Origin of the sequence: Frateuria hangzhouensis, assembly GCF_026410505.1 — a bacterium.
GTDB classification, from domain to species: Bacteria; Pseudomonadota; Gammaproteobacteria; order Xanthomonadales; family Rhodanobacteraceae; genus Frateuria_A; species Frateuria_A hangzhouensis.
The window spans coordinates 47,313-62,788 of the sequence record NZ_JAPMIU010000012.1 but is presented as its reverse complement, the minus strand read 5'-3'; the positions used below and the strand labels follow the sequence as shown (position 1 = coordinate 62,788).

Sequence of the window (15,476 nt, the reverse complement as noted above, 5' to 3'; positions counted from 1 at the left end):
CCGCCGCGGTCCCGGTCGGCTGCCGGAGGCCGGCTCCGTCCCGCAGGCCGTCGGGATGACGAGCTCAGCGCGTGTCCGCCGACACCCGCCACACGACGTTGCCCACGTCGTCCGCAATCAGCAGCGCGCCGTCCTTGTCCTGTGCGAGCCCGACCGGGGCGCCGTACAGCGTGGACTCGTCGTCGGAGTGGAAGCCGGTGACCACCGGTTGGGGCACGCCAACCGGCTTGCCTTGCCGGAAGGCGACGAAGACGACCCGGTAGCCACTGAGCGGCTTGCGGTTCCAACTGCCGTGCTCGCTGACGAATGCGCCGCCGTGGTAGCTGGCGGGCAGGGCGTTGTCGGTGGAGAACAGCAGCCCGAGCGCAGCCACATGCGACCCCAGCGCGTAGTCCGGCTTGATCGCCTTGTTGACCAGGTCCGGCCGTGGCGGCTGGACGCGGGTATCCACGTGCTGACCGAAGTAGCTGTAGGGCCATCCGTAGAAGCCGCCCTCCTGCACGGAGGTCAGGTAGTCCGGCACCAGGTCGGCGCCGATCTCGTCGCGTTCGTTGACGATCGCCCACAGCCTGGCGGTCTGCGGTTCCCACTGCAGCCCGGTCGGGTTGCGCAGGCCCGTCGCAAAGATGCGGCTGCCGCCGGTCGCCACGTCCACTTCCAGCACGGCCGCGCGGCGGTACTCCACCGCCAGGCCGTTCTCGGTGATGTTGCTGTTGGAACCGACGCCGACGTACAGCTTGCGGCCGTCCGGACTCGCCAGCAGGGCCTTGGTCCAGTGGTGGTCGATCGTGCCGGGCAGGTCCGCGAACGCCGCGCCGGGTGCAGTGATCCGCGTTTCCCCGCTGACGTAGGGAAACGCCACGATGCCGTCGGTGTTGGCGACATAGAGGGTGTCGCCGATCAATTGCACGCCGAAGGGCGAGTTGAGGTGCTCGACAAAGACGTGCCGCTCCCATGCATCGGTGGTGGCGTCATGGCGCAGCAGGGTGATCCGGTTGCCACCCTTGCCGCCCCGGCCCGAGCGGTTCTTGACCTTGCCGGCGATCAATTGCTTGGGCGTGGTGACCGGCTCGCTGCCTGGACCGTTGGTTTCCACCACCAGCACGTCGCCGTTGGGCAACACGTAGAGCTGGCGGGGATGCATCAGGTCGCCGGCGATCTTTTCGATCCTGAGGCCCGCCGCCACCTTCGGCGTCTGGCCCGCCCTCCAGCCGACCCCGCCGGGAACCTTCATGGGCGGCAGCAGGAAGTTGCGGGCCTCGGGCAGGGGCGGGTTCGCGCCGGACTGCTCCGTCGGCGTATATGACGCCTGATTGCCGCACCCGCCCAGCAGGGCCGCACACGCCAGCGCACTCCAGCCGATGGCCTTATTCATGGGTGACGCCTCCCGCTGTGGTGTACTCCACGACGATCAGCACGTGGCCGATGGACAGCAGCAGCACCGTGCAGGCCGACAGCCACACGTTGGCGGGAACCATCCCGTAGGCATCGCGCGAGTGCACGAACGCGTTGACGATCGCCGCGACGATGGCTACCAGGTTGAGCCAGAAGTCGAGCTTGTCCGCACGCAGGGCGCCGTGCCGGGAGGTGATCCAGACCTGTGCCAGGTTGACCAACCGCGGAATCACCGCGAACAACAGCCCGATCGTGACCAGCCAGGCCGCGCCCTTGCCCCACAGCATCACGGCCGTGCGGGCGTAGAGGATGTCGAAGACCAGTGCGGCGACGAAAAACCCGTACGGGATCGGGTTGAGAACGCCGTAGATGGCGCTGGCCACGATGGAGCGGTGCGATGCGGCACGGGAGCTCATGGGCTGCTGTCTCGATAGGGCGCGGCGGAACGGGCACGGGCGGAGCGCGGGCTGCTGTTTCCCGGGCTTGTCCACGGGTCCGCTCACGCTAGCCGGCCCGGTGTCTAGAGCGTGTCTGCCATGAACCGGCGACCCAACGCCGGCAACGGCCGCGCCCTGGATCGTCCCCCGCTCGCTCCCGGCGTCCCTCGTCGTTGCATGCATAGTACTTCCATGTATAGTACCACCATGTATTCGCGGACACGTTCGCCCGCGCCGCGCAACACGGGACATCCATGGCGATCAACAAGGATCTGATAGCCGCCTCATCGACCCCGATCGTGCTGGCGATCCTGGCCGAGGGGGACAGCTACGGCTACGCGATCCTGCAGCGCGTGCGTGAGCTGTCCGGCGGGCACATGGAGTGGACGGACGGGATGCTCTACCCGGTGCTGCACCGGCTCGAGCGGCTCGGGCATATCGAGGCGCGTTGGGAAGTCGCCGAAAGCGGGCGCCGCCGCAAGTACTACCGCGTCACACCGACCGGCCGGGACCAGCTCGCCGAAGAGCGCCGGCAGTGGCAGGCGGTGGACGCGACTCTGCGCTCGATCTGGAACGCGCTTTCCATTCCGGCCGGCGATTCGGCGTCGGCCGTCCTGTTGCCACAAGGAGCCTGACCATGTCGGCCTCGGATCACGCGGTATCGCTCGAAGCGCAGATCGACCAGTGGCGCAGCTACCTCAGACGCCGGCAGGCGATCCACGCCGTCGACGTCGCCGAACTGGAGGATCACCTGCGCGAGCAGGTCGCGGCGCTGGTCGAGGCGGGGCTGGCCACCGACGAAGCCTTCCTGGTGGCGGTCAAGCGCATGGGCAACCTGGATGCGCTTTCGCGGGAGTTCGCCAACGAGCACTCGGAGCGGCTGTGGAAGCAGCTCGTGGTGGTGCCTCCGGGTGGCGGCGACCCGTCCACGCGCAGCCGCACGGATGCCTTCGTGGCGTTCGCCCTGGCGCTGGCCGCGGCCGTGGCGATCAAGCTGCCGGTGTTGTTCGGTCTGGATTGGGAGCACGAGAACCGTTTCTACCTGCGCAACCTGAGCCTCTTCGCGCTGCCTTTGCTGGCCGGCTATTTCGTGTGGAAGCGGCAGCTAGGCGCCCGGGCGCTCGGCTGGCTGGCCGTGGCGTTCGCCCTGGCGGCGGTGTTCGTCAACGTCTACCCCTACGGGCCCGTCGGCGCCACCGAGGCGCTGGCGGCGCTGCATCTGCCGATCGCGCTCTGGCTGGCGGTGGGCATGGTGTATGCCGGCGTCCGCTGGCGCGAGGTCGGTGGGCGCATGGATTTCATCCGGTTCTCCGGCGAGCTGTTCATCTACTTCGTGCTGATCGCGCTGGGCGGCGGCGTGCTCACCGCCTTCGTGATGATGATGTTCGAGGCCATCGGCATCAAAGCCGAAACCGTGTTCGCGACCTGGCTGTTACCGTGCGGCGCCGCCGGCGGCGTGCTGGTGGCCGCGTGGCTGGTGGAGGCCAAACAAAGTGTGATCGAGAACATGGCGCCGGTGCTGACGCGCCTGTTCACGCCGTTCTTTGCCATCGTGCTGGTGGTGTTCCTGGGCACCGTGCTGTGGACCGGGCGTGGCGTGCAGATCGATCGCAACGAACTGATCGCCTTCGATCTGCTGCTGGTGCTGGTGCTGGGCTTGCTGCTCTATTCGGTGTCGGCGCGGGATCCGCAAGCGCCACCCGGTGTGTTCGACGTCGTGCAGGTGGTGCTCGTGGTCAGTGCGCTGTTGACCGATGCACTGGCGCTATGGGCGATCGCCGTGCGCATCAACGAATTCGGCTTTACGCCCAACCGCGTGGCGGCGCTGGGCGAGAACGTGATCCTGCTGGTCAACCTGGCGTGGTCGGCCGTGCTCTATTTCCGCTTCCTGCGGGGTCGCGCGCCGTTCGCGAGCCTGGAACGGTGGCAGACGAATTACCTGTACGTGTATGCCAGCTGGGCAGCGCTGGTCGTGATCGTGTTTCCGCCGGTGTTCGATTATCTCTGAGCGCGCCGGGCGGCTCGACTGCCGCGGAGGCCCTGAACCCGGCCCCCACGGCCTGGCGGCCTTTGCCCGCCTTTCACCAAGGCGACACCGGCGCTGAACCCGCTGGCACCTAGCGTGGCTGTCCCGGGGTAACTCGCCCCGGGTCACGCGGATCGTTCCCGCATCGAAACCACAAAGGGAGTCATGCATGAAGCTCGCATTGCCCAGCCTCGCGGCCGTGGGCCTGGTGGCGGCCGTCGCGGCAAGCTCCGGTGCCCTGGCGCAACAGAGTCCGCCGCCGGATCATCCAGTTACCGGTCAGGACGCCGACAACACCGGCACCAACGAGCGCGACCGCAACGATCGCGCCACCCTGCCGATGGACCAGTCCAACGCCTCTGCCGATGTGGACCTGGTCGCCAACGTGCGCCAGGCGATCGTTGGCGACGGCAACCTCTCGGTCAAGGCGCGCAACGTCAAGGTGATCGCCAACGGCGGCGTGGTGACGCTGCGCGGCCCGGTGGCCGATGCGCAGGAGAAGGCGCGCATCCAGCAACTGGCCAGTGGCGTCCAGGGCGTCCAGCGCGTGGACAACCGACTCGATATCGAAACCGACCAGAGCCATTGAGGACATCCCCCATGAACGCAACCGTTTATTGCACCGCGCCGACCCGTGAGCTGGCCGAGAACATCGTGGACGACCTGAAGTCGGCCGGCTTTGGCAACAACGATATTTCCGTGCTGATGCAGGATCGTGGCGGCACGCGCGAGTTCGCTACCGAGCACAACACCAAGGCGCCCGAGGGCGCCACCGCCGGCGGCGTGGCCGGCATGGGCACCGGCGCGATACTGGGCTGGCTGGCCGGCATCGGCACGCTGGCGATCCCGGGTGTGGGCCCGTTCATCGCGGCCGGCCCGATCATGGCAGCGCTCGGTGGTGCGGCGATCGGCGGCGCCACCGGCGGCATCATCGGTGCGCTGGTCGGCATGGGCATCCCCGAGGAGGAAGCCAAGCACTACGACGAGAAGGTGCGCGGAGGCCATGTGCTGATCAGCGTCCACACCGACGACATGGCCGAACGCGATCGCGCGCGCGCCATTTTCGAGCGGCGCGGCGCGGAGGACATTTCCGCCGGTGCCAGTACGCTCGGCGTCCGCGGCACCACCGCCAGCGGCATGGAGAATCGCCAGCGCTTCTGAAGAAGCGCGCGCGGATCCGGCGCCATGTGTGCCGGCTCTCCGCGCGCAAGCGCGCGTAGGGTGGGCTTCAACCCACCACCGCCTCGCGGCGCCCCGGCGCCTTCCCGGATAAAACGAAGGCGGGCTCATGCCCGCCTTCGCCATCTTCGATCTTCGATGGGCCGGGCTTACCTGCCGCGGCCCTTGCCGTGCGGCACGAAGTCCACCGCGGCCTCGACCGCCGCCGCCGAATCCACGATGCCTGCACCGATGGAGTAGCGGCCCTTGGCCCGGATCATCGGCTCATAGGCGGTTTTCTCCAGCACCCGCAACACCTGCCCGGGCTTGAGCAACGGCAGGCCCAATGCCTTGCGCGCGCTTTGCATCAAGGCCACGGTGCCGGTCACGTGCGGGGCCGCCTGCGAGGTGCCGGCGAAGCCGCCGTAGGTGGTGCCCAGGGGCACCGGCGTGGTGGCGCTGTTGTTGAGGGCCTGCCACACGAAACCGTCGTAGGAGACCACGCCGGTGTTCGGATCGTCGTCCTGGTAGATGCCGCCGCCGGGCGCGGCGATTTCCACCGCGTGGCCCCAGTTGGAATAGTAGGCGCGCTGGCTGGTGATGCCAGTGGAGGCCACGGTGATCACGCCGGGACAGCCGGCCGGGGTGTACTTGGCCGCGTCGTCGCCGCTGTTGCCGGCCGACACCACGACCACCGCACCCAGCGAGTTCGCCTCGGCCACCGCCTTGGCGGTCACATCGTGCGGGTTGCAGCGGCCTGCGCCGCCCAGGCTGAGGTTGATCACCTGCGCCGGGTGCTGATTGCGCGGCACGCCGTCCACGTGGCCGCCGGCCGCCCAGATGATCGCGTCGGCGATGTCGCTGGTGTAGCCGCCACAGTGGCCGAGCACGCGTACCGGCAACACCTTGGCATCGAACGCGACGCCGGCCATGCCGATGCCGTTGTCGGTCAGTTCCGCACCCGCGGTGCCGGCCACGTGCGTACCGTGCCAGGAGCTGTCCTCGGGCGGGTTGTCCGCGTCGGTGCACTCGGACAGCCACGGTTCGGTGGTGGTCCAGTCGCCCAGGTCCCAGCCGCCAGGCACGCGGCCGTCGGTGGCGCGGCCGGACACGAAGGCGTCGGTGATGAAGTCGTAGCCGGCGTCCGCGTAGCTGGTGTCCACGTCCACGTGGCGGGTGATGCCGGTATCGAGTACGGCGATCACGATGCCGGTGCCGTCGGCCAGGTCCCACGCGTCGTTGACGCGCGCGCCGCCGTGGTTGGCGTCGCCGAAGTAGGTGATGCTGCCGTCCGGCGCCTTCAGGTGCCACTGGTAGATCGGGTAGTAGCTGTCGCTGGGGGTGAAAGTGGCCGGCTTGAGGCTGTCAGGGGCGCGGATGTCGCGGACCCGGTGCAGCATCACATCCGGCGTCACGTAGGCCACCGCCGGGTCGGCGGCGATCTGGCGCACCAGGGCGGCCGCCTCGCTGCTGCCGAGCTTGCGCGAAGTGCGGATCAGGTCCGCGCCGGTGGCGAGCTTGCGCTGGAACGCGGCCTGCACGCCCGCGTTGCGGCCGGCGACGCTGGCGTGATCGAGCCCGGCCCGGCTGATCGCGGCGCCCACGTTCTGCAGCATCACCGCGCGGTTGCTGCGCTCGGTGCTGCCGTCGCGATAGGTCACGATGAAGCGGTCGTACTGGCCGCCGGGCGCCAGGCTGCTGATGTCGAAACGCGTGTTGGCCGGCCCCTGCGGCGTGGCCGCCTGGGCCGAGAGGGACAGGGCAAGGGCGATGGAAGCGCCCAGCAGCGCCTTGATCGCGAGACGGTGTGTCATGCGGTGATCCTCCGGTGGTGGCGCCGGGCATACGGCGCATCGGCGACGACAGCACCCTCTGGCGCTGCCTGGTCGGAAAAATGTCGGGAACCGGAGAGCCCCTGCCTCCAGCCAAACCCTCGCCGCAGCCTCCCCACGGCACCCCGCGTGGACACTAGGAAGACAGCCGTGGGGCAGGCGTGAAGGCGCGCGTGACCGGGGCATGGCAACGTGTCCTTCGCCGGGGAAGGGCGAGCGCGCTTTTTTTCGAGAAGCCGCCTGGGAGCGGCGGTTCTGCCGCGTCCGGTCGCCCACAAGGGGACTACTCGATCGGGGAGGGAAGGTGCTGGTTCGCGGTGTCGAACTCGCCCTTGGCATGCAACGCACATTTTTTCTGTGACTTCCGGCAGGAATTCCCTACTATCACGCGATGATCACATCACCTCTTTCCACTCCCGAAGAAGCACGCCGCGGCAGCCTCGCCTGCGTCGGCCTGGGCATGACGCTGGCTTCCCATCTCACGCCGCTGGCGCGCAGCCACATCGAGCAGGCGGACGTGGTGTTCGCCGGGCTTTCCGACGGCATCGTGGAGCTGTGGCTGCAGCGCATGCATCCGGACGTCCGCAGCCTCCAGCCGTATTACCGGGAGGGCAAGTCGCGCCTGACGACCTACAAGGAATGGGTCGGGCTGATGATGGCCGAGGTGCGCGCCGGCAAGCGTGTATGCGGAGTGTTCTACGGGCACCCGGGCATCTTCGCCTGGGCGCCGCACAAGGCCATCGCGGCGGCGCGGGCGGAGGGGTTCGACGCGCACATGGAGCCGGGCATCTCCGCGGAGGACTGCCTCTACGCCGACCTGGGCATCGACCCGGGCCGTTTCGGCTGCCAGCACTTCGAGGCCAGCCAGCTGCTGTTCTACGAGCGGCGGATCGACTCGGCCGGCTACCTGGTGCTGTGGCAGGCCGCGCTGGTCGGGGATCGCTCGCTGGGGCGCCTTGCGACCGGGCCGGCGTACCGCCAGTTGCTGGTGGACCTGCTGGGGCGGGACTATCCGCCCGGGCACGAGGTGATCATCTACCGCGCCGCCACGCTGCCGATCGAAGCGCCGCGCGTCCGACGCGTCGCTTTGTGCGATCTGGCACAGGCGCCGATGACGGCCGAGGAAACCCTGGTGCTGCCCCCGGCGTGCCCGCTCAAGCCGAATCTCGCCATGCAGGAGCGCCTTGCCGAACTGGACGAATTGGAGCGGGCGAGTACAGTCGCATCATAATGGGCAACAGGGCGCCCATCGTGATTTCCGCCTCTGGGGGGCGGTCCGGGCGGCACGCAGCAACAACACGAGGCCCGAGGGCTGTCGTCACTCACGCGAACAGGGGAAAGACATGAAGGACACCATTGATCTGTTGGAAGCGATCGGCCGGGACGCCTCGATGCGACACGCCCAGGCCGGGGAGATGACCCGCATGCTCGAAGAGGCGCAAGCTTCCGAAGCGCTGGTGGCGGCGGCGGCATCCCGCGACGGCTCGCTGCTGTCGGCCGAATTCGGCCAGCAGTCCAACCAGGTGCCCCAGGTCATCCAGATGCCGGCCCGCGAAGATGAGGCACCCGCGGAAGAAGAGCCTCTGGATAGTCCGGTCCCGGAAAGCAAGTCGTAGCCCAGGCCAAGACGCTCTGCCATGTCACGGCTGCCTGGTCGCATCGGCGCCTGGCCCGCATGGGCGGGTCTGCTGTGGTGCGCGCTCTTGCAGCCTGGCTACGCCGCCACGCCGGTGGCGGACCCCTCCGCGTTCCTCGAGCAGGCCGAGAGCCTGCGGACGAGCGACCATCCACGCTTCGTCCAGATGCTTGCCCGGATCCACGGCGATGCGCAGCACCTGACGCCGCCCGAGCAGTGGCACCTGCGTTACCTCGACGCCTGGGAGACGATGTTCCAGGGCGATTACGCCGGTTCGGAGGCGCAGCTGCGCGACGTCATCGACCACTCCGGCAACGAGGCCCTGGCTGCCAAGGCTTCGGCGCTGCTGCTGAGCAACCTGGGACTCAACCAGCGTTACGAGGACGCTTATTCCCTGGCCAACCGCCTGGCGGCGGATCTGCCTCAGATCAAGGATCCGCAAGCCAGGTTCCTGCTGCTGGGGAACCTGGCCCAGATGCTGAATCTCGCCGGTCAGGAGGACCTGGCCCTGCAATACGCGCATATGGCGGAAGAGGCGATCCCTCCGGGTGAAACTCCCTGCCGGCCGCGTTTCCAGGAAGTCGCGGCGCTCTACAGGGCGAAGCGGCTGACCTCGGCCAGCCTCGAACTCCAGCGGGCCATCGATTCGTGTGAAGCGGCCAGGCAACCGGTTATCACCAACGGCATGCGACTCATCCTGGGCAGCCTGTACCTGGACGAAAGCCAGCCAGCCAAGACCCTCGCCCTGCTTGATCGGATCGAGCCTTCCATCCGCACCAGTCGCTATTCGCCGCACAATCTCTCGTTACAGGTGGAGCGGGCGCAGGCTTACGAGAAGCTCGGTCGTGACAACGAAGCCCGGGAAACCGCTCTCGCGGTCGCCGCCACGGCCCAGCCCGACAGCACCGACGAGTGGTTGGCCGACGCCTACGAGGTGCTTTACCGGGTCGAGAAAAGACAGGGCAACTCTGCCGCCGCACTTGCGTACTACGAACGCTACGTAGCCCAGGACAAAGGCTATCTGGACGACGTCAGCGCCAGGACACTGGCCTACCAGGTCACCCGGCAACATATGCTGGCGCAAAGGCTCGAAACGGAGCGTTTGAGCAAGCAGAACAACATCCTGCGCCTGCAGCAGGCGCTGGATGGCAAGGCCGTCGAGACCAGCCGGCTCTACAACGTGCTGTTGGTGCTGGTGCTGATCTCCATTGCCTGGTGGCTTTTGCGCACCAAGCGCTCGCAGCTGCGCTTCAAGAAGCTCTCGCGACTGGACGGGCTCACCGGCATTTACAACCACCAGCATTTCCATTGCGCTGCCGGCCGCGTGCTGGACGCGCTGGAACGACGGCTGGGCCACGCCTGCCTGATCGTCATCGACCTGGACCACTTCAAGCGGATCAACGATACCCACGGCCATGCCATGGGCGATGCGGTGCTGCGCCGCACGGTCGCGATCTGCCAGCAGCAGCTGCGCCCGGCGGACCTGTTCGGCCGCCTGGGTGGCGAGGAGTTCGGCGTTCTGCTGCACGATTGTTCGCGCGAGCAGGGTGTGGACATCGCCAACCGCATCCGCGCGGCGATCGCCGAAATGCAGATCGTCAAGGACGGCAGTGCCGTATTCATTTCCGCCAGCGTCGGCCTGGCTTCCACCCTCGGTGCGGGTTATGGCCTGCAACGGCTGTGCAAGGAGGCGGATGCGGCGCTCTATCGCGCCAAGCGCGCCGGGCGCAACTGCGTGATGGGCGATATCGAGCTCGACGAGATGGCGCAGGCTTGATGCCTGGTGGCCTACGCCGCGCGAGCGGTGGCTGACGCCGTTGCCGGTCAGCGTCGCGTCGCCAGCACGCCATCGAGCGCCGGCTGCGCCTTGAAGCCGGCCTTCTCCAGCCGCCGCGCCACCTCGCGCGGCACGTCGCGGCCGCTGGTGAGCTTGTTGGGGCTGCCGGTGTAGTGGAACAGGCGGCCGCCGCGATGCAGCACGCGGGCCAACTGGTCGTAGAACGCCTGGGCGTAGAGCTCGCCGGCGATGCCGAAGCGCGGCGGATCGTGCAGCAGGGCGTCGACGGAGGCATCCGCGATCTGCGTGATCGCCTGTGACACGTCGGCGTGGGCCAGTTGAAGGCGGCCGTCGCTGGCCTGCGGATCGGGCGACCACGGGTTGAGCGTGCGCAGCCAGAGCACGTCGGCATTCTTCTCGAACGAATCGATGCGTGCCACGCCAGCTTCCAGGCAGCAGGCGGCGAAGTAGCCCAGCCCGCCGCAGGTGTCGAGCAATACCTTGCCGCGCGGCTCGACCAGCGCCACCTTGCGGCGCGCATCCTCCAGCGGCGAGGCCTTGGCGGTCGGCAGCATCTTGATGCCGTCGATCTCGAAGGTCGGCGCGCCCCACTCGGTGGGCACCAGTTTGATCAGCGAGCCGCAGAACCGCGAGACGGGAGCGAAGGCCTCGCCATCCCAGTAGTAGATCGTGCGGTCCTTCAGCTTGTCCGGGTACGGGTAGCGTTCGCCCTGCCATGGCCACGCATCCGGTTGCAGCTGCACCTCGATGCACGAGCGTCCCAGGTCCAGCGATCCGTTCCACACGCCGGCGCCCGCATCGCGCGCGGCGGCCAGCGATTCGGCAACGGGACGGGTAAGCAGCGGACCGGCATAGTGGGGCACGAGGAGCAATCTCTGGCGTAACGGAACTGCGCATCCTAGAGCACGCGTCAGGACCAGCGCGCCGCCTGCTCCCGCGCACTTTGTAAGGAACCTGGAAAAACTCCGTTGACTCGCTGCCATCTTTGGATCGCGAACGGATCCGGCGGGGTGCGACAACAGGCAATGGCCAGGCCAACCCGTCGCCGTCTGTTGCAGGAGCCCACTTGTGGGCGATGCTCTTGGCTCGTCCGATCGCCCACAAGTGGGCTCCTGCGGGTTCTACGCACGGTGGCCTGTAGCTCCCAGGCCTCCAGGCAGCAAAAGCCTCACCCCTTGCCCAACTTCCCGATCACATTGCCCAGCCCCTGCTCGACCGTATCGATGCCTGCCCACGGATCCTTGCGCAACCGCTTCAGCCGCGCCGGCAGGCTGCGGATATCGAACTGGGCACCGCTGGCGATCTTGCCCAGCTCCTCCCAGCGCAGCGGCACCGCTACCGGCGCGCCGGGACGCCCGCGCAGCGAGTAGGACGCAACGGCGGTGGCACCGCGGCCGTTGCGCAGGTAGTCGACGAAGATCTTGCCGTGGCGCAGCGACTTGGTGCTGACCGCCACGAACTCCAGCGGGTGGATGCCGGCCAGCGCGCCGGCGAAACCCTGCGCGAACTGCTTGACCGCGGGCCAGTCCGACGGCGGGTCCAGCGGCACCACGACGTGCAGGCCCTTGCCGCCAGTGGTGCGCAGGAACGACTGCAGATCCAGGTCGGCCAGCAGCTTGCGCACCAGCCGTGCGGCGGCGACCACGCGTTGCCAGGGCACGTCCGGGCCGGGGTCCAGGTCGAACACCACGCGGTCGGCCAGGTCCGGCGTGTCCACCCTGGCGCCCCACGGGTGAAACTCCAGCGTGCCGTATTGCACCAGCTCGATGATCGAGTCGGCCGACTGCGGATACAGATAGACGGCCGCGGCGCCGGTTTCCTCCTTCAGCTTCACGCTGCCGACGTGCTTCAGGCCGCCGGAGGGGATGTGCTTCTGGAAGAACGACGGCTTGTCGATGCCGTCCGGATAACGGATCACCGAGGTGGGCCGGTCCAGCACGCCAGGCAGGAACCAATCCATGACCGTGCGGTAGTAGTCGGCCACGTCCTGCTTGGTGTAGCCGTCGGCCGGATACACCACGCGATCGGGATGCGTGATGGTGATGTCCGCCGGCGCGGGCGCGGCGGTCTTGCGCCCGGCGGGCTTGCGCCTGGCCGCGGGCGGTCCGGGCGGGGTCGCCCGGTCGCTGTCGAGCAGGTCCGCGGGCGCCTTGTCGGTCCGCATGGTCTTCAGGCTCGGCTGGCGCAGCAGGCCCTGGTTGCCGATGCCACGGTAGTTGACCTCGGCCACCGCGGCAGGCTCGATCCACTTGACGCCGCGCGGGGCGTCCTCGGGGTTGCGCACGCTGGGCTTGCTGCCGCCACCGGTGGCCAGCGTGCGGCTCAGGTCGCGCAGCTGCGCGTGGCTGAAACCGCTGCCGACCTGGCCGACGAAATGCCAGCCGCCGCCGGCTGCCGGGCGCGCCAGCAGCAGCGCGCCGAAACCCTGGCGGCCGCCCTTGGGCGCGGTGTAGCCAACCACGGCGAACTCGTCCGATTCCACACGCTTGACCTTCAGCCAGTCATCGCCGCGGCCGGCCCGGTAGCGTGAATCCACGCGTTTGCTGAGGATGCCCTCGAGCTTCTGCTCGCTCGCCATCGCAAACACCTGGTCGCCATTGCCGACCACGTGGCTGCTGTAGGAAAGGTGCGCCGGAGCGTCTTCCAGCAGCGCCTGCAGGATCGTCTTGCGCGCATGCAGCGGGGTGCCGGAAAGGTCGTAGCCCTCCAGGAACGGCACGTCGAACAGCATGTAGGCGAGCGGCGCGCTGGCCTCGCCGGAAAGCGTCTTCTGCAGGCCGTTGAAGTCCGGTTGGCCCTGGGCGTCCAGGGCGATCAGTTCGCCGTCCAGCCGCGCCGAATCCAGGCCGAGCGATTCCACCGCCTGGCGGATGTCGGGAATCCGGTCCGACCAGGGCAGGCCGTTGCGCGACCACAGCGCCGCCTCGCCCTTGGCGACGGTGGCGAGAATGCGGTAGCCGTCCCATTTCACCTCGTGCAGCCATTGCTCGCCGTGTGGCGGATTCTCGCGCAACGTGGCTAGCTCCGGCTTGAAGAACTCCGCGCTGGGCCTGGCTTTCCTCGCGCCCTCGGCCGCCGCGGCCAACCTGGCGGCCCGGGCGGCGTGCCGTTTGGCGACGGGCACCTGCCTGCGTTTGCGCCGGTCCAGTGTCGCGGCCACTTCCCTGGCGCCATCGCTGCGGCCGGCGGCCGCCCTGGTGCTGGCGACCATGCGCGCGTCGAGCAGATCATCCGCCTCCACGTCGCTGGCGTAGGCGTCCTTGTCGTGCATCAGGAACCATTGCGGCTGCTTTGCCGGGCGGCCGCTGCGCACCAGGTGCCAGCTGCCCTTGAGCCGGCTGCCGAACAGCTCGAAGCGCAGATGGCCCTTCTCCAGTTGCGCCTCGGCGTCGTACGGGGTCGACCACACGCCGCTGTCGAACGTATCCACGTGCCCGCCGCCGTAGGCACCGGCGGGGATGTCGCCCTGGAACCTGGCGTACGAGACCGGATGGTCTTCCACTTCCACCGCGAGGCGCTTGACGCTGGGGTCGTAGCTCGGCCCCTTCGGGCAGGCCCAGGACTTCAGCGTGTCGCCCACCTGCAACCGGAAGTCGTAATGCCGACGGCTGGCGTGATGCAGCTGCACCACGAAAATCGGCCGTCCGCCCTCGGCCGCGGACCCTTCCGGGCGCGGCTCCGGCGTGCTGTCGAAACGCCGCTTGCGATCGTATTCCCTGAGGCTCAACCGGTGGCTCCGCTAGAGGGGCTCGCCCTTTGTGGCATCGGCGTCGTGAACCCCGGGTCGAGCGACGCCGATGCGCTGGCGGCGGCTCGCCCGGCTGCCGGAATGGCTCCGGGTGACTCGGGGAATGGCGGCCGGCGCTGGTTGTCGAGACGCGATTCCCTTGTCGGCCTGCCTGCCGGGCGCGGGCACGACCAACGGCACTATGGGCCTGGCCGGGCCGCTGGCACAGTTGCGCATCCTTCGATCCCAGTGGAGTCCGTCATGCGTCTGCTGCTTGTCGCCGCCGCGTTCCTTGTTGGCCTGGTTGCCGTCCCGACGCGTGCGCAGGCGGCGCAGACGCGCCACAATGCAGTCATCAACGGGGTGCGGCTGACCTACTGGACCTCGCGGCCGATCGAGGCCGCCGATGTGCCGGTGGTATTCCTGCATGGCGGGCCGGGCTACAACACCTACAGCTTCCGCATGACGGCGGGGAAGGCGCTGGATGCGCGTTATCCGATGGTCTACCTGGACGAACGCGGCAGCGGCGAGAGCGAACGCCCGTGGCGCGGCGACTATGCGTTGGCGACCCAGGTGAAGGATATCGACGCGCTGCGGCGGGAGCTTGGCGTTGAACGGATGGTCCTGGCCGGACACAGCTTTGGCGGCACCCTGGCGGTGGAGTACGCGCAGGCGCATCCGGAGCGGGTGGCGCGGCTGATCCTGATCGACGCCGCGGTCGACCTGCCTGGCGCGCTGGAAAGCTGGATGCAGACGCTGTCCACGCAGTTTCCCAAGGCGTACGCGGCGGCTGGGCGGTCCGACGCGGGCAAGGCGCTGCGCGGAGTGCCGCCGGGCGACCGCTGCGCGCAGGCCCGCGCGCGGATGGCCTTCGTCGGTGCCGGCATCGCCACGCTGCCGGATGGCCATGCGTTCCATGATCGCCAGCAGTTCCACGTCATGGCGGCGAAGGCGGAGCAGGAGCGCCTGGATGCACAGAGTGGCCTGCGCAATACCGGCGAAATCGGCGCGGCACTGATGGCGCCGACATCGAATTTCATCTGCTACACGGTGGCCCACCCGGAACGCCTGCGCATGCCGACGCTGATCGTGGTGGGCGCGCATGACGGCGCGGTCGGCGTCGCGCCACAGCGTGCGCTGGCCCGGCGCCTGCCCGATGCGACGCTGGTGGTGGTGCCGGACAGCGCGCATTTTCCCTATCAGGAACAACCGGCCGCGTTCATGGACGCGGTGGACCGGTTCATGGCGCGAGACTGAATCCGCGCACCAGGTAACGCCTGTCGGCGTCGATCGCAGCCGCGCTCCGGACCACATCGGCAGGGTGTCGGCGAAGCCACGCGCGCCACGGTGGCGGCCAGCGGCTGTGGCCGTTTCGAACGGCGCGCCGCGTAATACACGTCGTGCTTCCGGCGGCCCGCGTCATGGCGGTCCGCTGCCGGCAAGGGCGGTCAGGCGCGAAGGCTGACC

Annotated in this window: 13 protein-coding genes; 8 read left to right on the top strand and 5 right to left on the bottom strand. The window is 68.5% G+C overall.

Annotation, left to right across the window (positions count from 1 at the left end; genetic code table 11):
- Window positions 1–64 precede the first annotated feature (64 nt).
- Window positions 65–1,375 (bottom strand): PQQ-dependent sugar dehydrogenase, encoded by a 1,311-nt coding sequence (locus tag OSC30_RS13220; RefSeq protein ID WP_267172335.1) that lies wholly within the window; start codon window positions 1,373–1,375, stop codon window positions 65–67.
- Window positions 1,368–1,811, bottom strand: coding sequence for a DUF2231 domain-containing protein (locus OSC30_RS13215; protein WP_267172334.1), 444 nt, complete (start codon window positions 1,809–1,811; stop codon window positions 1,368–1,370). The genes OSC30_RS13220 and OSC30_RS13215 overlap by 8 nt, the downstream gene beginning before the upstream one ends.
- A gap of 275 nt (window positions 1,812–2,086) precedes the next feature.
- On the opposite strand from OSC30_RS13215, the gene OSC30_RS13210 reads away from it, so the two are divergent.
- From OSC30_RS13210 to OSC30_RS13195, 4 genes are all read left to right on the top strand, one after another.
- On the top strand, window positions 2,087–2,467 hold the full coding sequence (locus tag OSC30_RS13210; RefSeq protein WP_267172333.1) for a PadR family transcriptional regulator: 381 nt from the start codon (window positions 2,087–2,089) through the stop codon (window positions 2,465–2,467).
- A 2-nt stretch (window positions 2,468–2,469) separates the two neighbouring features.
- Window positions 2,470–3,840 carry a permease prefix domain 1-containing protein gene (locus OSC30_RS13205; RefSeq protein ID WP_267172332.1) on the top strand — a complete coding sequence of 457 codons (1,371 nt, stop codon included), beginning with the start codon at window positions 2,470–2,472 and terminating at the stop codon, window positions 3,838–3,840.
- A gap of 187 nt (window positions 3,841–4,027) precedes the next feature.
- Complete coding sequence (locus tag OSC30_RS13200; RefSeq protein ID WP_267172331.1) at window positions 4,028–4,447, top strand: BON domain-containing protein; 420 nt, start codon at window positions 4,028–4,030, stop codon at window positions 4,445–4,447.
- An 11-nt stretch (window positions 4,448–4,458) separates the two neighbouring features.
- Window positions 4,459–5,019: a hypothetical protein gene (locus tag OSC30_RS13195; RefSeq protein ID WP_267172330.1), complete on the top strand. Its 561-nt coding sequence runs from the start codon at window positions 4,459–4,461 to the stop codon at window positions 5,017–5,019.
- Window positions 5,020–5,186: 167 nt separating this feature from the next.
- On the opposite strand, the gene OSC30_RS13190 is transcribed toward OSC30_RS13195, so the two are convergent.
- Window positions 5,187–6,830, bottom strand: coding sequence for a S8 family peptidase (locus tag OSC30_RS13190; protein ID WP_267172329.1), 1,644 nt, complete (start codon window positions 6,828–6,830; stop codon window positions 5,187–5,189).
- Window positions 6,831–7,239: 409 nt separating this feature from the next.
- On the opposite strand from OSC30_RS13190, the gene OSC30_RS13185 reads away from it, so the two are divergent.
- The 3 genes from OSC30_RS13185 to OSC30_RS13175 all read left to right on the top strand — a co-directional run bounded on the left by OSC30_RS13185 (window position 7,240) and on the right by OSC30_RS13175 (window position 10,261).
- Complete coding sequence (locus OSC30_RS13185) at window positions 7,240–8,079, top strand: SAM-dependent methyltransferase (protein WP_267172328.1); 840 nt, start codon at window positions 7,240–7,242, stop codon at window positions 8,077–8,079.
- A 112-nt stretch (window positions 8,080–8,191) separates the two neighbouring features.
- Window positions 8,192–8,464: a hypothetical protein gene (locus tag OSC30_RS13180; RefSeq protein WP_267172327.1), complete on the top strand. Its 273-nt coding sequence runs from the start codon at window positions 8,192–8,194 to the stop codon at window positions 8,462–8,464.
- A gap of 21 nt (window positions 8,465–8,485) precedes the next feature.
- Window positions 8,486–10,261, top strand: a complete 1,776-nt coding sequence (locus OSC30_RS13175) for a sensor domain-containing diguanylate cyclase (RefSeq protein ID WP_267172326.1) — start codon at window positions 8,486–8,488, stop codon at window positions 10,259–10,261.
- 47 nt (window positions 10,262–10,308) lie between these two features.
- Here the strand turns inward: OSC30_RS13175 and OSC30_RS13170 are convergent, their stop codons facing one another.
- Together OSC30_RS13170 and ligD are read right to left on the bottom strand one after the other, a co-directional pair.
- Complete coding sequence (locus tag OSC30_RS13170; RefSeq protein WP_267172325.1) at window positions 10,309–11,145, bottom strand: class I SAM-dependent methyltransferase; 837 nt, start codon at window positions 11,143–11,145, stop codon at window positions 10,309–10,311.
- A gap of 305 nt (window positions 11,146–11,450) precedes the next feature.
- Entirely contained in the window at window positions 11,451–14,009 is a 2,559-nt protein-coding gene (gene ligD, locus OSC30_RS13165; protein ID WP_267172324.1) for a DNA ligase D, read from the bottom strand.
- Window positions 14,010–14,270: 261 nt separating this feature from the next.
- Here ligD and OSC30_RS13160 point away from each other — a divergent pair, with 261 nt between their 5' ends.
- Window positions 14,271–15,266, top strand: a complete 996-nt coding sequence (locus OSC30_RS13160; protein WP_267172323.1) for an alpha/beta fold hydrolase — start codon at window positions 14,271–14,273, stop codon at window positions 15,264–15,266.
- Window positions 15,267–15,476 lie beyond the last annotated feature (210 nt).

Excerpts from the sequence above, each read along its gene's own strand:
- OSC30_RS13220 (WP_267172335.1), bottom strand. The coding sequence starts at position 1,375 with ATGAATAAGGCCATCGGCTGGAGTGCGCTGGCGTGTGCGGCCCTGCTG.
- OSC30_RS13215 (WP_267172334.1), bottom strand. The coding sequence starts at position 1,811 with ATGAGCTCCCGTGCCGCATCGCACCGCTCCATCGTGGCCAGCGCCATC.
- OSC30_RS13210 (WP_267172333.1), top strand. The coding sequence starts at position 2,087 with ATGGCGATCAACAAGGATCTGATAGCCGCCTCATCGACCCCGATCGTG.
- OSC30_RS13205 (WP_267172332.1), top strand. The coding sequence starts at position 2,470 with ATGTCGGCCTCGGATCACGCGGTATCGCTCGAAGCGCAGATCGACCAG.
- OSC30_RS13200 (WP_267172331.1), top strand. The coding sequence starts at position 4,028 with ATGAAGCTCGCATTGCCCAGCCTCGCGGCCGTGGGCCTGGTGGCGGCC.
- OSC30_RS13195 (WP_267172330.1), top strand. The coding sequence starts at position 4,459 with ATGAACGCAACCGTTTATTGCACCGCGCCGACCCGTGAGCTGGCCGAG.
- OSC30_RS13190 (WP_267172329.1), bottom strand. The coding sequence starts at position 6,830 with ATGACACACCGTCTCGCGATCAAGGCGCTGCTGGGCGCTTCCATCGCC.
- OSC30_RS13185 (WP_267172328.1), top strand. The coding sequence starts at position 7,240 with ATGATCACATCACCTCTTTCCACTCCCGAAGAAGCACGCCGCGGCAGC.
- OSC30_RS13180 (WP_267172327.1), top strand. The coding sequence starts at position 8,192 with ATGAAGGACACCATTGATCTGTTGGAAGCGATCGGCCGGGACGCCTCG.
- OSC30_RS13175 (WP_267172326.1), top strand. The coding sequence starts at position 8,486 with ATGTCACGGCTGCCTGGTCGCATCGGCGCCTGGCCCGCATGGGCGGGT.
- OSC30_RS13160 (WP_267172323.1), top strand. The coding sequence starts at position 14,271 with ATGCGTCTGCTGCTTGTCGCCGCCGCGTTCCTTGTTGGCCTGGTTGCC.